20 protein-coding genes, 1 pseudogene and 1 other annotated feature are annotated in these 20,495 nt (G+C 39.9%); of the genes and pseudogenes, 17 read left to right on the plus strand and 4 right to left on the minus strand.

The features are described 5' to 3' along the window. Positions 1–210 precede the first annotated feature (210 nt). The 5 genes from I6N90_RS13245 (at position 211) to I6N90_RS13265 (ending at position 5,364) form a co-directional block, all read left to right on the plus strand. Positions 211–1,935 carry an RCC1 domain-containing protein gene (locus tag I6N90_RS13245; protein ID WP_197936092.1) on the plus strand — a complete coding sequence of 575 codons (1,725 nt, stop codon included), beginning with the start codon at positions 211–213 and terminating at the stop codon, positions 1,933–1,935. Between the two features lie 187 nt (positions 1,936–2,122). Beyond that, entirely contained in the window at positions 2,123–2,956 is an 834-nt protein-coding gene (locus I6N90_RS13250; RefSeq protein ID WP_197936093.1) for an imm11 family protein, read from the plus strand. A gap of 526 nt (positions 2,957–3,482) precedes the next feature. Continuing rightward, positions 3,483–4,394, plus strand: coding sequence for an SDR family oxidoreductase (locus I6N90_RS13255; RefSeq protein WP_197936094.1), 912 nt, complete (start codon positions 3,483–3,485; stop codon positions 4,392–4,394). Beyond that, entirely contained in the window at positions 4,357–4,959 is a 603-nt protein-coding gene (locus I6N90_RS24770) for a MarR family winged helix-turn-helix transcriptional regulator (RefSeq protein WP_232242974.1), read from the plus strand. The genes I6N90_RS13255 and I6N90_RS24770 overlap by 38 nt, the downstream gene beginning before the upstream one ends. Positions 4,960–4,992: 33 nt before the next feature. Further along, positions 4,993–5,364 (plus strand): VOC family protein, encoded by a 372-nt coding sequence (locus I6N90_RS13265; protein ID WP_232242975.1) that lies wholly within the window; start codon positions 4,993–4,995, stop codon positions 5,362–5,364. 45 nt (positions 5,365–5,409) lie between these two features. Here the strand turns inward: I6N90_RS13265 and I6N90_RS13270 are convergent, their stop codons facing one another. After that, complete coding sequence (locus I6N90_RS13270) at positions 5,410–6,189, minus strand: DUF817 domain-containing protein (RefSeq protein WP_197936095.1); 780 nt, start codon at positions 6,187–6,189, stop codon at positions 5,410–5,412. Between the two features lie 483 nt (positions 6,190–6,672). Between I6N90_RS13270 and I6N90_RS13280 the strand changes: the two genes are divergently transcribed. From I6N90_RS13280 to I6N90_RS13290, 3 genes are all read left to right on the plus strand, one after another. Then, a complete protein-coding gene (locus I6N90_RS13280; protein ID WP_197936097.1) occupies positions 6,673–7,932 on the plus strand; it encodes an MFS transporter in 1,260 nt (419 codons plus the stop codon). A 197-nt stretch (positions 7,933–8,129) separates the two neighbouring features. Beyond that, a complete protein-coding gene (locus tag I6N90_RS13285; RefSeq protein WP_197936098.1) occupies positions 8,130–9,686 on the plus strand; it encodes an ABC-F family ATP-binding cassette domain-containing protein in 1,557 nt (518 codons plus the stop codon). A 553-nt stretch (positions 9,687–10,239) separates the two neighbouring features. After that, on the plus strand, positions 10,240–11,373 hold the full coding sequence (locus I6N90_RS13290) for a hypothetical protein (RefSeq protein ID WP_197936099.1): 1,134 nt from the start codon (positions 10,240–10,242) through the stop codon (positions 11,371–11,373). A 92-nt stretch (positions 11,374–11,465) separates the two neighbouring features. Here I6N90_RS13290 and I6N90_RS13295 read toward each other — a convergent pair whose 3' ends face one another. Then, positions 11,466–12,347 (minus strand): AraC family transcriptional regulator, encoded by an 882-nt coding sequence (locus I6N90_RS13295; RefSeq protein WP_197936100.1) that lies wholly within the window; start codon positions 12,345–12,347, stop codon positions 11,466–11,468. A gap of 210 nt (positions 12,348–12,557) precedes the next feature. Beyond that, positions 12,558–12,827, plus strand: a binding site (T-box leader). A 59-nt stretch (positions 12,828–12,886) separates the two neighbouring features. On the opposite strand from I6N90_RS13295, the gene asd reads away from it, so the two are divergent. The 4 genes from asd (at position 12,887) to I6N90_RS13315 (ending at position 15,269) form a co-directional block, all read left to right on the plus strand. Next, positions 12,887–13,975 (plus strand): aspartate-semialdehyde dehydrogenase, encoded by a 1,089-nt coding sequence (asd, locus tag I6N90_RS13300; RefSeq protein ID WP_197936101.1) that lies wholly within the window; start codon positions 12,887–12,889, stop codon positions 13,973–13,975. 154 nt (positions 13,976–14,129) lie between these two features. Beyond that, a complete protein-coding gene (locus tag I6N90_RS13305; protein WP_232242976.1) occupies positions 14,130–14,573 on the plus strand; it encodes a hypothetical protein in 444 nt (147 codons plus the stop codon). Positions 14,574–14,672: 99 nt separating this feature from the next. After that, positions 14,673–14,816 (plus strand): hypothetical protein, encoded by a 144-nt coding sequence (locus I6N90_RS13310; protein WP_197936103.1) that lies wholly within the window; start codon positions 14,673–14,675, stop codon positions 14,814–14,816. A gap of 198 nt (positions 14,817–15,014) precedes the next feature. Next, a complete protein-coding gene (locus I6N90_RS13315) occupies positions 15,015–15,269 on the plus strand; it encodes a hypothetical protein (protein ID WP_197936104.1) in 255 nt (84 codons plus the stop codon). Here the strand turns inward: I6N90_RS13315 and I6N90_RS13320 are convergent. After that, on the minus strand, positions 15,264–15,794 hold the full coding sequence (locus I6N90_RS13320) for an SRPBCC family protein (protein ID WP_197936105.1): 531 nt from the start codon (positions 15,792–15,794) through the stop codon (positions 15,264–15,266). The two genes, I6N90_RS13315 and I6N90_RS13320, sit on opposite strands and share 6 nt — an antisense overlap. A gap of 125 nt (positions 15,795–15,919) precedes the next feature. After that, positions 15,920–16,465, minus strand: a complete 546-nt coding sequence (locus I6N90_RS13325; RefSeq protein ID WP_197936106.1) for a DUF1697 domain-containing protein — start codon at positions 16,463–16,465, stop codon at positions 15,920–15,922. Positions 16,466–16,595: 130 nt separating this feature from the next. On the opposite strand from I6N90_RS13325, the gene I6N90_RS13330 reads away from it, so the two are divergent. From I6N90_RS13330 to I6N90_RS13345, 5 genes and pseudogenes are all read left to right on the plus strand, one after another. Continuing rightward, complete coding sequence (locus tag I6N90_RS13330; protein ID WP_197936107.1) at positions 16,596–17,138, plus strand: hypothetical protein; 543 nt, start codon at positions 16,596–16,598, stop codon at positions 17,136–17,138. Between the two features lie 79 nt (positions 17,139–17,217). Then, positions 17,218–17,397, plus strand: a pseudogene (locus tag I6N90_RS24775) (MerR family transcriptional regulator); the annotation flags it as partial. Between the two features lie 9 nt (positions 17,398–17,406). Continuing rightward, a complete protein-coding gene (locus I6N90_RS24780; RefSeq protein ID WP_232242977.1) occupies positions 17,407–17,613 on the plus strand; it encodes a hypothetical protein in 207 nt (68 codons plus the stop codon). Continuing rightward, complete coding sequence (locus tag I6N90_RS13340) at positions 17,610–18,434, plus strand: NAD(P)H-binding protein (protein ID WP_197936108.1); 825 nt, start codon at positions 17,610–17,612, stop codon at positions 18,432–18,434. The genes I6N90_RS24780 and I6N90_RS13340 overlap by 4 nt, the downstream gene beginning before the upstream one ends. 293 nt (positions 18,435–18,727) lie before the next feature. Next, a complete protein-coding gene (locus I6N90_RS13345; protein WP_197936109.1) occupies positions 18,728–20,443 on the plus strand; it encodes a methyl-accepting chemotaxis protein in 1,716 nt (571 codons plus the stop codon). Positions 20,444–20,495: the final 52 nt, after the last annotated feature.

The raw sequence follows: 20,495 nt of genomic DNA on the forward strand, positions 1-20,495 counted from the left end.
AATTGGATAAAAAGAATAGTCAACAGTCGTATCGCAATATGCTTATATTGAATACATCGTCATCTGGCTAATACGCCTAGGCGATGTATTTTTTATGCTTAAGTCAACTACCAAATATTAAAAATACATCTGAAGAAGGTATTTATGAATAGATGCTAGAAGCCTTAACGATTACATTTCAACCGTTAAGCAATAGAAAGGTGTTTATAGATGGGATCAAAATTCGGAAGCATTCACATTTTTACTGAAAAAGAGGTAGAGGCAATCTCCATTTTGGAAAGTATGATCGAAGATATTCAAGTTACTTCATCCTCCTCCGGATGGACTAGCATTTATGGAGAGTCATTACAATGGGGAACTGCGTCCCCCGCTGCTGTAAAGCTTTCAAAGAACATTCATTTTCCCGTTTTGAGCGTTGAATATTTCGACGATGATGTTTTGGAAATACATTTGATACAAGCAGGCAAAAAAATAGCTTCACTAATTCAAGGTGCAGCATTAGAAGGGTATGGATTAAGAAGAAAAAGGCTCAAAGTGGAGAAAATACAAGAAGTTTTAAACGTAAGCATTAACGACAAAGAGTTGAATTGGGTATGCAAAGAACTCTATTTTTGGGAGCTTTGTGATTATCTTCAATTACAATTTAACCTTCCTTTCAGAGCAGAGACGGTAGTGAATAATTTGGAACTACCCAAGACGCCTTGGAATACAAATCTGCCAACAAAACCTAAAGGGAAAAGCAAAGATAAGAAATATGAAGTTAGTATTTTGCGACCGGGCTCACTAACGATGGCAATGGTAACAAAGGACAAGGAGCTTTACACTTGGGGGTCCAAAAGTTACGGTGTTCTGGGTGATAAATCTATAATAAATAGAAAAAAGCCGGAAAAGATTTTGGATAATATCGTAGATGTTACAATGGGAAGCTACTCGGCGTATGCTATCAACGATAAAGGGAAATTGATAGGTTGGGGTGAGGATTCACCGCATGGAACATCAATGCCAAAGATAATGGCTTTAACTGATGTAAAGGAAATAGGTGTGAGAGCGAGCGACGCCTATTTCTTACTTAATTCTGGGGAACTGTATAGTTATGGTCAAACGTGGAATGGTAGCGATTTTGTATTGCTTCGTAGTGACGTTAAAAGCATTCATGTAACGGAGTACGATGCATTTGCTATTACAATTACAGGAGAACTTTTCGGATTTGGGCAAAATGCATATGGTCAACTAGGACAAATGTCAGATGGTAAAAGCGATTGCCTATTAAGGAATGTTAGAACCGTTGACAGCGACAGATATGATGTTCATGCTATTACCGATAACGGGGATCTATACATTTGGCGTAATGAACACAAACGTGGCTTGGAAAATCAAGTACCGAAAAAGGAATTCGAACATGTCGTTCAAGCGGTGCAGTCTCAAGATTTCGTATATGCCGTAACAGAAAATGGAGACTTATATGCTTGGGGAAGATCTGGCGCTTATATTAGCGATAGTTACTATGAGGAAAGATATGCTCCAACCAAATTGCTGGAGAAAGTAAAGAAAGTGGTCAAAACGACTTACAGAATTTTCGTTATGTTTCAAAACGGGGAAGTATGCAGCTTTTTTGTTAAACGCGATCAGCCAGGGGATGATGGATATCTTACTAATATGCATGCTTCTCCTCTATATCGGCTTGGTGAAGGTAATAGAATCATTATTGGTGATAAAGCGGCAATAGAATGGCTTCAAAAGGGTAGACTTCATATAAAAGAAACGGAATTAGACTTTTTACCCGAATGGCATATGGCGGATTCTCGGATTCAAGATATTGTCTCTGTATCATCTGGAATATTCGGAGTAGATGAAGCTGGAATAGTATGGATGGTTGGAACTAGTACTTCTATAAAAATGAATAAGCCAACACGTGTGAAGATCCAAGAGGTTTAAAATATTCTGATCTCATAATTAAGGAAGGTCAAAAAGCTTATTTAAACTCAAAATACAGAGCATTCGAGGCGGAGCCTCAGTTGCTCTGTATTTTTATTTTAAGGTTATAAAGTAGCCAATATTGTTGCGATCGATTAAACTAATAATAGAATAATTAAGGAAATAATTAGCAGTGGAGGCGTTCATTGTGAAAGTTTGGTGGCTTGATTATCATCCATCATTTAATACGACAGAATTTGTGGAAATCGAATCATACTTTGAATTAAGGAAGTACTTTAGTCAAGCTATGCCATTGTCCAATCAATGGGTTCAACACGAAGTTAAGTTGGTTGAGAAGGGTAAACCAGCAGACTTTCTTAAAGAATTGGGAGGCGCACTCATTGCAAGCCGAAGAGCAAGAGATGCAATTGAGCAAATGCCCAACCTGAACATTGAGTTTTTGCCACTAACAAGCACGGATGGAGAGTTCAGTATATTAAACGTGCTTACTGTGCTTGACTGTGTCGACCATACGAAGTCAAAAGAAAGCCGCATTGGAGATTCTCTCAAAGATTATGAGGAGCTTGCTCTAATAGAAGACAAGGTCAAAGGACATAACATGTTTAAAATAAAGCTGCATGAAGGCGAGCGAATTCTACCTCAAATTTTTGTTTCAGATAAGATTAAGGAGTTAATTGAGAGTCAACTTGAAGGTTATCAACTCGTTGAATGTTGGGATTCAGAATTTTCGTGGCAGCAAAAAGAGGCAGTCTATCATTCAATGTGCGAAGAGGTTGATAAATCTCTTAAAACTACGTTTACATTTGAAAAAGCATTAAAATACGCACAAAAAAATAGTGGTAAAACCGTTTATAGCGGTAAATGGGCTTTAAAGTCTGATTCAAATAAAGATATTTGGATAGGCCATCTTTTGCTAGATGGCACTTATTCGTGGTTAATTCCAGTTTATTATGCACCGATTTTGTTGGAGCTAACTTGGGGCATTAAAGAAAAAAAGAAATTTATTGCTTTTTTGCGTTAATTGGAAACCATTAGTAAAGTATGTGGCATTCGGTACATCGATTAGTATTTTTTTAGAATTATGATCTAATATTGCTATATAGATAACGGAAATATCTAAAACAAACTAGAAGATTCACCTAGTGGAGCAAAAGTAGCTAAAGCAGCAAGTATACATTGTGTTATCGTTTCAATGTCAAAGGTCATTGACTTGCTGTCGTAAAAGAATAAGAACCGAGAGGTCGCATTGTAAGCGAGTTTGTGGTCTATGAAAGGTTGCCGGTAGGCAAGCTGTCACAGACCTTTTTGGCGTTCTGTTTAATAACTTGAGAACGTGAAGTTGGAGAATTTATTTAGAGGAACTTTAGGCTCAGCTTGAGGGAATAGGTGAAGAAGGGTTAGAATTTGTGCTTTGTTAAATAAATAGTATTGTGCGAAGTGACGACATAGTGGAAGTAATAATTATTGCTAGTTCCTAATACGACATACCCTGTCATATTAGAGCTTTATAATAAAGAGACTATCGTATAAAGGAGCTGTAACAAATCATGAAACCATTAGACGGAAAAGTTGCATTGGTAGCAGGCGCAACACGAGGTGCTGGCCGTGGAATAGCGATTGAGTTAGGAGCTGCGGGAGCGACTGTTTATGTGACTGGTCGAACGACAAGAACAAAGCGATCGGAGTACAATCGTCCTGAAACGATAGAAGAAACTGCAGAACTTGTAAGTCTTGCGGGAGGCAGAGGTATAGCGGTTCCAGTGGACCATCTTGAACCTGATCAAGTTCAAGCTCTAATTGCACGAATTGAAAGCGAACAGGGTCGACTAGACATTCTCGTCAACGATATTTGGGGAGGAGAAAATCTCATTGAGTGGAATGTGCCGGTATGGGAGCATTCGCTGGGTGGGGGACTTCGGATGCTTCGACTTTCGGTTGACACACATGTCATAACGAGCCATTTTGCATTGCCACTGCTGATCAGGAGCGGGAACGGGCTTGTTGTGGAGATGACGGACGGTACGGCGGCGTACAACAATAATAACTACCGACTATCACTGTTTTACGATTTGGCGAAAACGTCCGTTATTCGGCTGGCGCAATCGCTTGCCCATGAGCTGAAGCCGCATCATTGCACAGCCGTAGCCGTTACACCAGGCTGGATGCGTTCCGAGATTATGCTCGAACACTTTGATGTTCGTGAAGACAACTGGCGTGATGCTCTTGAGAAGGAGCCACATTTTATTATCTCGGAATCGCCGCGATTTGTAGGACGTGCTATTGCTGCACTGGCAAGCGACCAAGAGGTTGCCCGCTGGAACGGTCAATCTGTATCGAGTGGCGAACTTTCGCAAGTGTATGGTTTTTGTGATGTTGATGGATCACAACCAGATGCTTGGCGATATATTGTGGAAGTTCAGGATGCAGGCAAACCAGCGGATGCATCGGGGTACCGATAATAGTCACCTCTTAAATTTTTACAATAAAATAGTTGCAATAGCATCCTATATCGCTTATATTACTATTAGTTGCAATAACATCCTACTTAAGGAGACGAGTAATCTGAGCGAACGATGGAAGCATACTGACAAGCACGAAACGGAATCTCATGGCCAATACATCTCTGCCATCTATCGTCACATGCAGGTCTTAATTTCAGCCGAGCTGGAACCTTATCGAATTGGGAGTGGACAATACATTTTCCTAATGGCGATAGCTTCTCAGCAGCCAATTACTCAGAAAGCGTTGAGTGAAAAACTGCTCATTGACAAGACGACGACAGCAAAGGCGGTTGCCAAGCTAGAATCAGAAGGATATGTGCGGAGGGAAGTTGATTCAAGCGATAACCGCTATCAGCAGTTATATTTGACAGAATCGGGTCATGAAGTTGCACCAAAAGTGCAGGAGGTATTGGATCGTGTCAAAAGCAAGACCAAACAGGGTATCGCAGATGATGAATACGATCTATTTGTAAGCCAATTGAAAATTGTACTTCGTAATCTGAGCAGACAGGAAGAAAGGTAAACTTATGATCATTTGAACTTTAGGAGGATGTTAATGATGATAGCATACCCGTTTATCGCTGTAGAAAACTGCAAAGATGAAATGAAGTATTATCAAAGCGTGTTTGGCGGTGAAATCAACATTTTGCGTAAGCAAGGGGAAGAAGTGCTAAATGCGGATCTGATTGTAGGGGATGCAATTCTAAAGTTTGCTGATACTAAAGCGGCAAAACCTGTGCTACAAGGTGATTACGTGAGAATTTTTTTGAAAATCGAGACGGAGAAAGAGTTCCAAGCGATCTATAGTGAATTTGCAGCCAGCGGAACAATTCATACAGAAAGGTATGAAGCTCCTTTTAACGGACTACTTGCTATCGTTACCGACCGAAATGGCGTGTGCTGGGTGTTGTCCCATTATCGGGACTAATCAAATCGCTCCTCACAATTGAGGTGAGGAGCCATAATCCAATGATTATGAATTTCTGTGACGATTTCGATTTGCTTTCACATGTTTAAGCTGGGCGACGATGATGACGCTAATAATGACTAGAAGGAACCATGAACTGATTTTACTGAAGCTGACCAGCTGCCAGGTTTGATGTTGGTCAGGGTACTTCCATGCATCAAAAAATGTGGCAATATTTTCAGCTAACCAGATGAAAAAACCTACAATAATAAAGGCAACCGTGAGCGGCATATAATATGTTTTAGCTCGCACCCGATAAATAATTCTTGTTTTCCAAAAAACAATGAATACAAGCCCGGTCAACCACCAACGAAAATCGGGAATAAAATGATGGGTGAAAAAGTTGAAGTAGATGGCTCCTCCAAGCAGAACAGAGGACATAAAGCCAGGCCAACCTGTCATGTCCATCCGCAATCTTCGCCATATTTGGCACATAAAGCTTGCTACACTTGCATACATAAATCCGCTGTATAGTGGGACACCGAGTACCTTCGTAAATCCAGGTTCAGGGTATGACCACGATCCCATCTTCACCTTATATAACTCAAGCGCCAATCCTATAAGGTGAAAGAGACAGATGACTTTGAGTTCATCGCGTGTCTCAAGTCCACTACGGTACATCATATATTGAACGCCAAGCAAAATGAGCAGAATAGCATCATAACGATGAATGAAAGGCATATCTATTGCAGTTGAGAGAGCTAACGTTCCGAATATGGCGACAGGAAAGATGCAACTCATCGCTTGATGATAGCCAAAATGTAATAGTTGAATAATAGATTTCACTTGATCTAATCTCCTTGTACTTTTCTTAAAATATTTTTGATTTGTTAATGATAATGGTGTAATGAGTTTGGAAAAAGAGAAATTAGCTAGTTTTAAATTGCTTATTTTCAATATCCGCTAGTTGCGGGCGTTTAGTGGACTTTGGAAAATATAACTAGGTGCCGACATGTGCAAAGTGATGGTAGTGTTTTTTTAAAATCATTATTTCACTACCATAAGAATGTATGTTCGGTATATAATGAATAAATATCGAGCAGATGGTCCTGTCTCGTAGGTGCAGCATTGGTTTAAGCGGCTCAGTTTGGCGTGAAACTAGATGACTTTAAGGAAGAAGAAGAAGGGGATATTGATCTTGATGGATTTCTGAACTTGTTGGAAAGCAAATGCACTCTCGAGAAAAGTATAGGGGTTGTTTCCAAAGCTTCAATTATGGTAATGACTTAATAGTAAGAAATAGAAAGTAGAGATTAGAGGGGGAAAATCATGACTCACACGGAAGACCTTAGTAAACTGCATTGGAAAAGAAACATCATTCTTTTTCTAAGTAGTCAAACTTTTTCATTATTTGGTTCTGCCTTAGTTCAATACGCGATTATGTGGCACATTACGCTCACTACAAAATCGGGTATGATGATGACATTATTTATTATTTGCGGATTTATTCCGACCTTTTTGTTATCACCATTTGCAGGGGTATGGGCGGATCGGTTCAATCGTAAATATCTTATTATAATTGCGGATTCTATGATTGCTTTTGCAACGTTGCTTCTCGCTATTACATTTTTATCGGGGTATAAAGAAAATTGGTTGCTGTTTGTTATTGCTGCTGTTCGCGCGCTCGGGGCAGGTATTCAAACACCTGCGGTTGGGGCTATATTACCTCAAATTGTGCCAGAGGATAAGCTGACAAAGATAAATGGAATAAACGGAACTCTTCAAGCACTCATGATGTTTGTTGCCCCTATCGTAAGTGCGATGTTGCTTTCTAAGTCTACGATTGAAGCGATATTTTTTATCGATGTTGTAACGGCGTTAATGGCGGTCGTTATTTTATCATTCTTTTTGAAAATACCTTTGCACCAAAAAGCTGCTGGTCAGCAAACGACAAGTTATTTGGAAGATTTTAAATTAGGAATAGACTACATTAAAAATCATAGTTTCCTTAAAACGTTCTTTATCTTTTTTGCCCTGTTCTTTATATTGATGGCACCAGCTGCCTTTTTGACACCACTCCAAGTAGCACGTAGTTTTGGAGACGAATATTGGAGACTGACTGCCATTGAAATAGCTTTCTCAGTCGGTATGATGACTGGTGGTGCTGTTATTGCATCATGGGGAGGCTTCCGTAACAAAGTATTTACGATGACTTTTGCGAACCTCATTATGGGTGTTTGTACGGTAGTATTAGGTATTGTACCGATATTTTGGATCTACTTAGCAGTGATGGCTTTATTCGGAGTAGCTATGCCAATTTTTAGTACTCCGACTACTGTCTTGCTGCAAGAAAGGGTAGATCCGAATTACATGGGACGAATATTCGGTGTGTTTGGTATGATTTCAACTTCCATGATGCCAATCGGAATGCTCATATTCGGTCCGCTATCGGATGCTGTAGATATTGAATGGTTGCTTATTGGAACAGGACTGCTGATGGTCGTATTATCGCTAGCATTCGTTCGTAACAAACGTTTAGTTGAAGCAGGGATGCCGCTTGCAATAGACGTGCCTGTAGAGCAGAAGTAATTGATAAGAAGAACATCCAACGATTGATATAACATTGATCTTAAAAAAGGCTGGAGTTTCTCATTTGGGACTCTGGCCTTTGCTATTCAAAGAGTTATAAATATGGATGGGACGTTTTTGTGGTACAATGATACGGGCAATTATAGATAGCTATGAGTAATAAATTAATGTGTATAGATGAATGGAGATAAAGAAAAATGAGTTTGTTAACAGTTGAGCAATTATCGCATACGTTTGGCGATCGGGTATTGTTTAGAAACGTATCTTTTCGTTTGCTTGAGGGTGAACGTGTCGGGCTTGTAGGTGCGAATGGTACAGGGAAATCTACACTCATGAATATTTTGACAGGGAAGCTACTTAAGGACGAAGGAAAAGTAGAATGGACGCCACGCGTTCGTTATGGTTATTTAGACCAACACACGAAACTTGAAGCAGGTAAAACAATTCGTGACGTATTAAAAGATGCATTTCTACCTTTACTTGTTTTGGAACAGGAACTTAACGAAGTTATTGCGCAAATGGGCGACGCAGATCCAGATAAGCTGGACCAGCTTTTAGTACGTATGGGTGAAATTCAAGAGGAACTGGAAATTGGCGATTTTTATTTGATCGATGTAAAGGTCGATGAAATGGCTAATGGACTAGGCCTTAATGCAATAGGACTTGATCGCGACGTAACGGCGCTTAGCGGTGGACAGCGGACGAAGGTTCTACTCGCCAAGTTGTTGCTTGAGAAGCCGGGTGTTTTGTTGCTGGATGAGCCTACCAATTATTTGGACGAAGAACATATTAATTGGCTGACTAATTATTTAAAAAATTATCCGCATGCGTTTGTTCTTATTTCTCATGAAACGGGCTTTATGAATCAGGTTGTTAACGTGATTTATCATCTTGAATTTACGAAGATGACGCGTTACACAGCCAATTATGATAAGTTTATGGAGATGGCTGAGCTGAATAAGGCACAGCATATCGACGCTTACGAAAAGCAAATGGATTATATTAAGAAGCAAGAGGAATTTATACAAAAAAATAAAGCGCGTGCTTCAACTTCTGGGCGTGCGAAAAGCCGTGAGAAGCAGCTCGACCGTATCGATCGCATCGACAAGCCGGAGGAGGCAGCTAAGCCGACTTTTAACTTCAAAGAGTCTAGATCCAGCGGCAAAACTGTATTTGAAGCACAGGGAATGGTTATCGGCTACAATAAGCCGCTTCTTCCTAAGATGGATATGGTCATTGAGCGCGGTGATAAGATTGCAATTGTAGGTTGCAACGGTGTAGGTAAATCGACGCTCCTTAAAACCATTCTTGGCGTTATTCAGCCACTAGAAGGCAAAACTTATCTTGGTGATTATTTATCACCAGCTTACTTCGAGCAGGAAGCTAAAGCTCCAACGATGACTCCGTTAGAGGATGTATGGGATGAGTTTTCATTTATGAACCAACATGAAGTTCGTGCAGCGCTGGCCCGTTGCGGTTTGAAAAATGAGCATATTACACGTTCTCTTAACCAGCTCAGCGGTGGAGAACAGGCGAAGGTTCGTCTTTGCAAACTGATGATGCGCGAAAGCAACTGGATATTGTTCGATGAGCCTACGAACCATTTGGACATCAATGCTAAAGCCGAATTAAAGCGAGCGCTACAAGCATATAAAGGTACAGTCGTTCTTGTATCTCACGAACCTGATTTTTATGAGGATTTTGTAACAAAAACGTGGGATGTAGAAGCTTGGTCGATGGAGAGCGTGAAGTAATCTACAGATGAATTGATTATCGTAGCAGTAAATTTTGAATACATCGTCACACGGGCAGTATGTCCTTGGTGGCGGTGTATTTTTTATGCTCAAAATCAAAACAGAGTCGAGAAGGAGGAGCTAGAATTATTTTGAGATGTTCTATACTTGGAGAAAAGGGGATGTCAGAGTGAATCGGAAGCAATGCTCATCAGAGTCACTGGTCATTGCATAGGCACTCCAAGCAGTTGCAGTAAGTCTAGACTTATGATGAGCATACTTTTTTACAGGTAACTTAAAAGTGCCTACTTGTTTACTTTTATGGATATTTTTATAATTACAGCAAGTCGACGAATATATTCCGTTTTATGGGAGGTGATCCATTTTCCTGCTGGTAGAGGCTGTTGAAATATTTTTCAATTTCCGGTTACGACTTCTAATTTATGATAGGCTCCTCTCGTAGAGTAGAGAGTTTTTACACAATATATATACTTCAAGCAGTGTAACATTATCTTTAGAGGGAATTTCACTCTTTAATTCGTGAAGATGAACAATAAATTTAGGAGGAGTATTAATGAAAAAATATATTTTGCTATTATTGACTCTTATTCTATTAATTCCAGTTAGCGCAGTTTCTGCTGTTAAAGATGTTGGCTCTTATGCAGAAGTAGATCGATATATTGACCCATCTCTACCAGAAAAAGATAAACAGATTTTGAGAGAAGTGATGCTGAATCTTGATAAAGAGGATCGCAAAAATGTTTTTTATATTAATGAAGCAGACGGTTTTTTTACTGCTAATAAAGTTGAAGCACTTAAAGAGTTTAAAGTGAAATATAAAAATTTAATTAATACTGATGGTAAGTTGAAAAAAGATCCTAACTATGTTGAGCCAAAATACGAAGTGGAGAAAGAAGCAGGTTTAGTTAGTACATTGGCATATTTACCACCGACGAATGTTTGTCCAACTGCACATACGGGACCATTCCGCAGAGTGAAATCAAAAATTGGTTATTCTAGAGTAAATGCGTACGTGTATCTACCTCAAAAAGGAACAGAAGCGGTAATGACTCCTAAATCAAAGACCGTAAATGGTGTAACTAAAATGACAGGCGATACTGCTTACATGTATCTTGGTGCAATAAATACTGCTACCGGTCAACAAGTAGATGCTGGTCTTTCATTAAATTATGGTGATGGAATTCCTCCTGTTAATCCAACTGAAGAAACGTGGGCAATGACTTGGCTTGGGATGGATTCAATTGCAAGTGGAAGTCCTGCTAATTTCAAAATGGGGACAACAGCATTTATGAAGTTTTATATCCCTGCTAATAATCAAGCTGCTTTATATGTAAGTGGAACTGCTAAAAATGGATTGCCGCTTGAACAAACTATGGTTTGGAATGTACTTCCGAATAAACAATTTACTCCATCAGGGGCAAATATGTTGGTCAAAAGGGTTACATCGATTGCACAGTCTATAGGATACGAAGATTTTACAACGGGCAGTTACTTAAATAATGCTAGATGGAGCAATGTGAATATAGGAACAACGGCTGGATCTGAAACACCTTGGAATGCTTCTCATATCGGAACGGGTACGAGTGGTGATCCTTCACATTGTGGTTACAAAGCAAATAGTGTGTTAATTGATTGGGTTTCATGGTCAGAAGAAACGATTAAAATAAAAACAGGCATTTTGCCTTAATTTATCGCTAATATTAAAAACTATCACTTGGATTATTCCAGTGATAGTTTTTTAGTTTACATTATTATAATTGTGAAAGCCTATTGTTTGTATTACTCGACATCCGAAGAGTCACTTTTTGGCGTAACAGCCAACCAAAGTTCCATTTCGTATGTGCCGTTGCCTCTGTCATAGGTCATTTCAAATTCTGGACCGACTACAATGTAATTGCAGGTTGGAACCCACTCGCTCCAAATACGCTTCCAAAGTTCATGAATGTTGCTTTGACCATTAGGATATATTCCTGTTGAGAAAATCGCATAGGTGTGTGTTGGGATAGCGAGCGGTTCAAACCCATCTGGAAGACCAGCTTGTGGCATAAAGTATCCAATCGTATAGGTGAATTCATTACCCTGATTGCTGTGAAAAGCAGCATGGATTTGTCCATTCTCCCCTAAACCTGCTGCTGTGCGGATCCGATCGACGGTTCCATCCTCGATACATTTGGTCCAAAATGCAGGTATCTCAATAAATGGATTTTCCCCGCCAGTATTGATCTTAGCCGAAACTCCGAACATTTCAAAAGCTTCTTTATCTTGAATGGTGTAATTCATTTCTGCAGCCCCTTTAATTGAAATATGAAAGGATAACCGCGGATAGGCTTTTAGTGTAACACCCTTGTCGCGCGCTGACATAGGCATTACACCATGCAATTTTTTGAACGCTCGAGAAAAAGCTTCTGGCGACTCATAACCATATTTCAATGCGATGTCGATAACTCGTTGTTCATTGTGCTGAAGCTCAAATGCGGCAAGAGTAAGCCGTCTTCGCCTTATATACTCTGATAGAGGTACATCGACTATGAATGAAAACATCCGCGCGAAATGAAAGTTTGAGCAACAGGCGATTTTGGCAATTTCATCGTGATCGATCTTTTCAGTTAAATGAGTCTCGATATAATTCAAAGCGTTATTCATGCGATCCAGCCATTCCATACGTTACCTCCTTTCAAGTTCAATTGTAGTAGGATTGGAGAAGGGATACTTAGCAATTGATGCACGGAAATATCAGGTAGGAGACATTCAATTTTCTCTTCATATACTTATAACGTTAAGTATGTAGCATGAATATTATGGATATCAAGTCTGAATTTTCGAAAAATGTTGTTTACCTTCTCATTAGATTTTGGTAATATAAATCCACAATGAAATGCGATGAAGAGACGAGTAGATAAATGGATTCTTTCCCAGAGAGCTCCGGTTGCTGAAAAGGAGTAAGGAAGACGTTATCGAAAAAAGACTCAGAGCAGTGCACCGGAACCTGTTATTATAAACGGGGGGTGGTGTGCCAGGAGCTCCTGTTACAGAGCTAGAGTATAAATGTGATTTAAGGTCACATCGTACTTGATGAGGCGATTATGGCGACATAACTGCGAATTTAGGGTGGTACCACGAGAATCCAATCTCGTCCCTAAGGCTGATATCAGTCTTAGTGATGGGATTTTTTTATTATAACAATAGGGGAGATGGATCTAATGACACAATTGTTGAGAGCAGGAATTGTTGGTGGTACAGGAATGGTTGGGCAAAGGTTTGTTCAACTACTGGATGGGCATCCTTGGTTTAAAGTAACGGCTATTGCAGCTAGCGCTAGCTCAGCTGGCAAAACATACGAACAATCCGTACAAGGCAGATGGAAATTGGATACGCCAATTCCCGATGCAGTTAAATCTATCGTTGTACAAGATGCTTCCAAAGTTGAAGAGTTTGCTGCCGACGTTGATTTTATTTTCTGTGCGGTAGATATGAAGAAAGAAGAGATCAAAGCGCTCGAAGAAGCTTATGCTAAGACAGGTACACCTGTTGTTTCCAATAACTCCGCTCATCGCTGGACTGCTGATGTGCCGATGGTTATTCCAGAAATTAATCCGAGCCATCTTGAAGTTATTGCAGCACAGCGTGAGCGTCTAGGCACTTCCACGGGCTTTATCGCTGTTAAGCCGAACTGCTCCATCCAAAGTTATGTGCCTATGCTTCATGCTCTTAAAGAGTATAAGCCAAAGACGGTTGTAGCATCGACTTATCAGGCGATTTCCGGTGCTGGCAAAAACTTTACGGACTGGCCAGAAATGCTCGACAACGTAATTCCTTACATTGGCGGTGAAGAAGAGAAAAGCGAGCAAGAGCCGCTTAGAATTTGGGGAAGTGTTGAAGACGGCGCAATTGTAAAAGCTAACGAGCCTCTTATTACAACGCAGTGTATTCGTGTTCCAGTACTTGACGGTCACTTGGCGACAGTATTTGTATCGTTCGAGAATAAGCCTTCTAAAGAAGAGATTCTAGAACTTTGGAAAAACTTCAAAGGTCGCCCGCAAGAGCTTGGATTGCCAAGTGCGCCTAAACAGTTCATCACATATTTCGAAGAAGAAAACAGACCGCAGACGAAGCTTGACCGTGATATCGAAGGCGGAATGGGCGTATCAGCTGGTAGACTCCGTGAAGATTCCTTGTATGATTATAAATTTGTAGGCTTATCACACAATACACTTCGAGGAGCGGCTGGCGGAGCGGTTCTCATCGCAGAGTTGTTGAAAGCAGAAGGTTATATTACAGCGAAAGTTTAAAGTAAGTTTAGCTTATTAAACAAGCAGGTCGATTTACCCTCTTTTTGGAGTTGGTGGATCGACCTTTTTTCTAACTAAAAATAGGAAGTGGAAAATGAAATTAATAAAAAATTTTACAAGTTTTATTTTAATTAGTCTTCTATTTTTAGCTCCATTGGTTATTAGTTCAGTCTCCATTGCAGCTCAGATTAAAGCCTCGTTATCAGTTAGTGAACTATTGGGTTTCACCAAAGAATCATATGATTTTACTGAAGTAACTGGAGTAGCAGTGTCTGATGTCATTGATAGATATGTAAATAGAGTTGAAAATATAAACAGCGGTCTACTTACAAAAGATTATTTCAAGGAGCAGGAGCGAGCTGTATTAAGAGATTATCAATACCCAAACCCAATTTATTTTTATTTGTCTTTATTTATTGTTTTGATATATGTAGCTGTAAACGCATATTATATTAAAACGATCCAGAAATCAGTTATTCTGAAAATCATCCCAAGTATACTTACTGCGATGATTTGCATTTATTTTGTTATTAGCTATTCTAGTGATTACTTGTTTATCATACAAAAGTTCGACTACATATTTTATAACTTCTTATAAGCAACGAGAAATTAATTAGTTGCCAGCTTAGAAAACACTTCCTTCATATATTCAAGACCTTTATATTGTCCCATTGCTAGCATACGAGGAGTGAGTACAATGAACAGAGAAATAATGAATATTCATCATGTTGGTCATGTTGTAACAAATAGGGAAGCAGCGATGGAGCATTACAGGAGGTTAGGCTTGAATGTTCACCGCCAGATATCCGGCGCTAGCGCAACATGCGGGCGAGACACCTAAGCTACTTGGTGCAGGTAATACGCATGTCTCATTTCTCCGTAATTTTATCGAAATTGTAACGGTGGTGAAAGAAGGAGAGAAACTCCCTGATGATGCGAGCATTATCCCGCTCCTAGTTTCTGTTTGTTATCTGGAAATTGATGGGGAGGTAGTGCCGGAAGGACGGCTGGCCGTTGCAGAAATCCACAAGCCAAAAACGTGCGTGTGTTCACTCTTGGCGAACACGTACGAGTAACCATTGTTCCCGAATGTTGTTTATGCGATATTTTACCCGGTGAATTAGCGCCGCCACTTCCTGGGTTTGCAGGATTTTCAGTTGCTGTACGCGACATTGTTGAGACGCGCTCTTATCTTAATGAAAGAGGGGTTCCAGTAGTGGAAACCCCAGCAGGAGAAATAATGGTACCGTCGATAGCAGGTCTAGGCACAGCTATCATCTTCCGCCAATTATAGTTTTGAAAGATAGGCATCAAGCTGATCAAATGTTCCTCCGAAGCCTTGTTTCATAGAATCAAACATGCCTTTGTAGAAGGCGTGTTGCTCTGCAGTTGCATTGTGAGGTCCGCCACGAAGAGTAAGGGTCGTTTGACCATCTTGTTCAGTAAACGTTATGATATTCATTACTTCAATAGGAAACTCGGAACTGAACTGAGGAAGAATGGTGTTGCCCTCTGCATCAGCGAAGGAGTTTATAAAGACGATTTTTTCGGGTTTAACGATTTCTTGATAGATGAACTTGCCCCACATTTCAAAACCATCTGGAGTGCTCATACTATAATGAAATGTTCCGCCAGGACGGAAATCAAGCTTCTTCACTTCAAGTTTCATACCCTTTGGTCCCCACCATTGTGCTAAGTGCTCGGATTGTGTCCATACTTGAAATACGAGTTCACGAGGTGCGTTGAAGGTACGGGTAATAACAAGTTCTGCTTCCTCAAATTCGGCTTGATTGGTGTTTAATGCTTGATTTTCAGTCATTTCTATTCCTCCAATTATCAATTAGCTAATCATTGTGCTTATTGCTTATAGTCTTCCTAATAGTCTGAGCGAATAAACTTATGCATTGAATATACCTTATTGAGAATATTCTTGTCAATGAATATTTAATGTTCAGCGGCTAGCATCAATTCGTATATTTTACGGGCTGTGTTGACGTTACGGACAGTTACACTTTGGTAGAGCTTCGTACCGATAATTTTGTTCATGCCACTTTTTCCAGCATGTTCCCTATTATAAGACCAAAGAATAGCTCCGTTAACATAGATGACGTGGTCAATATCCGGTTTTATGATCACATTTGTGAGGACAGATTCATCATTGACTTCATCCCATAAATATAGGACATCACTTTTCATACTTTGGTCGTTTGTCCAGTTAGGGGGAAGAGATTCCATAATCGTTTTGATTTCAACAAGAGTGCGGATCATGACTTTGATTGAAAGACTAAAGTCATTAACAATGGCTTCTTCTAGTATGTTGGCTAGTTCTTGCGGGGACCGATGATTATCAGTGAAAATAATATTCCCAGTGTTGATGTATGTTACAACATCATGTAAACCGACTCCCTCAAATGTGTTCTTGAGCTGTTTCATATCAATTTTATTATTACCGCCTACATTAATACCTCGCAATAATGCTACAAAAACCATTATTATCCCCCACAATCATAATGATAGTTTGAAATGTATAACAAGATTATACTGTAAGAAGATGAGAGTTTGTAATGGATGTGGCTTGAAGATAACGGTATCACATACTAAGGTTATGTTCGGAGGAACTATGACTAAACAGACAAAAGAAGAAGTAGTAAGATTCCTACATACATTAGACAAAAAAGAGTATGAAAAGTCGCCATTATTATGGGATGCCCATCAAAAATTAAGAGAGCTTTTGGATCAATTCGACGATATGGATAAAGTATTTGCTGAATGGCAAAACACAATAGAATATCAGAGATTGGGTGTCACAGAAAACGAGAGTATTATTGAAGATGAGGTATATGTTCCTTATGTCGCCATAAGTCACGGGATAGAAATAGTAAAAGAATTAGGTATTCCATATTCCAAAAACCAATTGGAGAATAGATTAATTGAACTGGGGAAAATAGCAGGAATAGAGGATAGTTTTCCTATGGCGGAGTATTTGTCTTTCTTAAACGGGACTCTTATTACAAATCCGAGTCTTTCTGAAAAGCTATTTGAAAATAGAGAAAAGATAGTTATGAACATTTCAGAAAATGAAGGTAAATATATAAAGATTATTAACGAGCCAACTATAATAGTTTACACCATAAGAAATGGTAATGAAGATAGAGAATACTGACTTCGTTCTTGACATTACCATTAGTGTCATACTTTATAATATAATTACCAACTAAAGGGAGGAGGCACTTCATCTGAAAATAAGTAAATTAGCTCATCTAACTGGGGTAAGTGCAAGATCTGTACGGCATTATGAAAAGAAAGGATTACTATCGGCATCACGTCTAGATAATAACTACCGAGAATTTGATGATTCCATTGTTGAAACGATAAATACGATACAACTATATCTTAATCTAGGTTTAACAACGGATCAGATTAAAGATATTATGTATTGCCAACTTCCTAAAGATCCAGCCGCAGACAAAAAAGAAGTGTATTGTGAAGAATTGATGCAAATATATGAAACGAATCTGAGTGAAGTTATTAGACAAAGGGATGCATTGGCTGAGGCCGAATTACGTTTGGAAAAGCAAATAGAATTAATGAAAGATCGTCGTGATCAATGGGAGCCGAATAGAGGAGGGGAATTATGACTATTTTAGTGACAGGAGCTACAGGAAATGTTGGTCGTCATATCGTTAATCAACTAGTCCAAGCGGGTCAGCATGTGCGTGCGCTCTCGCGCAATCCAGAAAAGGCGAATCTGCCTGAAGGTGTGGAAATTGTGAAGGGTGATCTGTCATCCCCCGAAACTTTGAATCATGCACTTGTTGGTGTTACAGGCATACATTTAATTACATTTAATGGCGAAGGGTTCGGAGCTTTGCAGACAGGAGCTGAAATAGTAGGACTGGCTGAGAAGGCAGGGGTTAAACGTGTCACCGTACTGTGGAACGGAGAACCTGGACCGGTAGAACGTGCTATTGAAGCAAGCAATCTTGAGTGGACTTTCCTCGAGCCTGTTGAATTTATGTCTAACACACATGAGTGGGCAGAATCTATTCGTTCAGAAGGTATCGTCCGTGACCCATTCGGCGACTCGCTTAGCGCATTGATTCATGAGGCGGACATTGCTAGTGTTGCAGTTGCTGCTCTAATTGAAGGTGGTCATGCCAATAAAGCATATACGTTGACCGGTTCTGAAGTGCTTTCTGTAGCGGATAGGGTTCGTATTATAAGCGAGGTTATCGGCCGAGACATTGATTTTGTTAGACTTACCGTGGAAGAAGGGCGTGAGCGTATGCGTGCAAGAGGAGCCCAGGAAGATGTCATTGATTTTGTCATTGGCTGGCATGCTAATCCGCCCGAGTCTGCATACACTGTAGTGCCGAACGTGGAACAGGTCACTGGTCGACCAGCACGTACTTTTGCTGAGTGGGTTAAAGAGCATGAACAGAACTTTAAACGTGCATAAGCCCAATTTTATTCTAAAACCTAAGAAGAGATAAAATAAAGACTGGAACATATACATACATCGCCGTGTATTCATATACTCGCAGCGGTGTATTTTTTATGTCTATAAACAACAATTAATCAATGAACAAGACGATTAGAAGCAATATGTTAGATAATCTTTCATAACCGTTACATAAAACTTACAACTTATAGGAATTGCCTATAGTTTTATAGTTTTGAATATTGAAAATATAGTCCGGCTGTAATATATTGAGATAAGCAATTTATCCAATCTAGCAAAGAGGTTTTGATATGAGACAACCCCGAAAATTATTTTTTAGATTTACAATTAGTCGTAAACTTTTTGTTGGATTTATTATGGTTCTTCTCATTTTGTTGTCTACGGTCGCGTTAGGATATTCTCAAATCTCTAAAGTAGACAAAGAATATGCCGCCATTATTAAAAATCAAGCGTATAATTTGATCCTCTTTCAGAAACTTAATGTAAACGTCAAAAAGGAACAGTCAAGCCTCCGTGGTTATTTGTTGCTAGGCGATGCAACTACGCTGCAGGACTTCACAGATGCACACAACGACTATAAAGCATTGAGTCGTGACTTGGAAAAATCGATTAAGAACCCTAAAGCTGTTGCACTGCTTCAAGAAGTAATCAAGTTAGAAAATCAATATTATCATGTCTCAAACAAAGCGATTAAGCTTGTCGTAGCCGGCAATGCAAAGGAAGCTCTTGCCATCACATCAACAGAAGGGCAAGAAATTGTTGCCAAGTTTGACCAAAAGGTTGAAGAGTTATCCGCGTATCAACAAACGCTCTTGGATGAAGGGAATCAAGCCGTACATAAAGAAGTCGAGATCATCAAGCTAATGGTTCTTTTGTTAGGGGCATCAGCTGTGGTCATCAGCCTTCTCATATCATGGTTTATCGGCCGGATCATATCCAGACCAATTGTTACACTTGCACAAACAGCGGAACGAATTGCTGCAGGAGACCTCACTTCGAAAAAAGTGGATGTGCGCAATAATGATGAGGTAGGTGATCTAGCCATTTCCTTCAACGAAATGTCGGATCACTTGCGTCAGCTTATTCAACACGTTGGTTCAAGCGCTGAACAGGTAGCAGCATCATCTCAGCAATTGACGGCAACGAGTGAGCAAGCGTCTTATGCATCAAGTCAAATTGCAATTACGATGCAAAAGGTTGCAGTGGACGCTAATAATGGCTTCAACCATTTAGAAGAAGCATCCAAAACGATCCATGAAATGTCTACGGGTGTACAACATATCGCTGACAGGACGAATATCGTATCGAGAACTGCAATTGCAGCATTTGAAAAAGCGTCAGAAGGCGATCACGCTATTCAGACTGTTGTCGGACAAATGAGTTCCATTCATCATACGGTAGAAGGTTTATCTGCTCAGATTAACGGCTTGGGAGAACGATCCGCACAAATTGGGAACATTTTGAATGCCATATCCGATATTGCGAGGCAAACGAACATATTGTCTCTGAACGCCGGAATAGAGGCGGCAAGGGCAGGAGAGCATGGACGAGGGTTCCTTGTAATCGCAAGCGAAATACGAAAGCTTGCAGAACAGTCGTCACAATCTGCAGATAAAATTGCGCAATTAATTGTTGCTATTCAGGTTGAAACGGAGCATGCAGTACAAACGATGGGAACGACTAGTGAAGAAGTATCGGCTGGCATTGAAGCTGTTCATTCAGCAGGTGCTGCGTTTACACAAATAAAAACCTCAGTTAATTCTGTAAATGACGAAGTTCACGAAGTATTATCTTTAATCCAGCAGATGGCTGGAGGAGCGGAGCAAATTGTTAGTGCAATGAAAGCCGTCACTGTTGTATCTGAATCAACATATTCTGGGACACGTGAAGTATCTGCGGCTACTGAGGAGCAACTTGCTTCGATTGAGGAAGTATCAGCTTCAGCTAAGGGTTTGTCCAATATGGCTGAGGAGTTGCAAACACAAATAGATAGGTTCAAAGTGTAGAAAAAAAGAAGGCCGGTAAGTTCTCAACTATTGAGCAACTTTCCGGCTTTTT

It is taken from the genome of Paenibacillus sp. GSMTC-2017 (assembly GCF_016019935.1).
Classification (GTDB): Bacteria; Bacillota; Bacilli; order Paenibacillales; family Paenibacillaceae; genus Pristimantibacillus.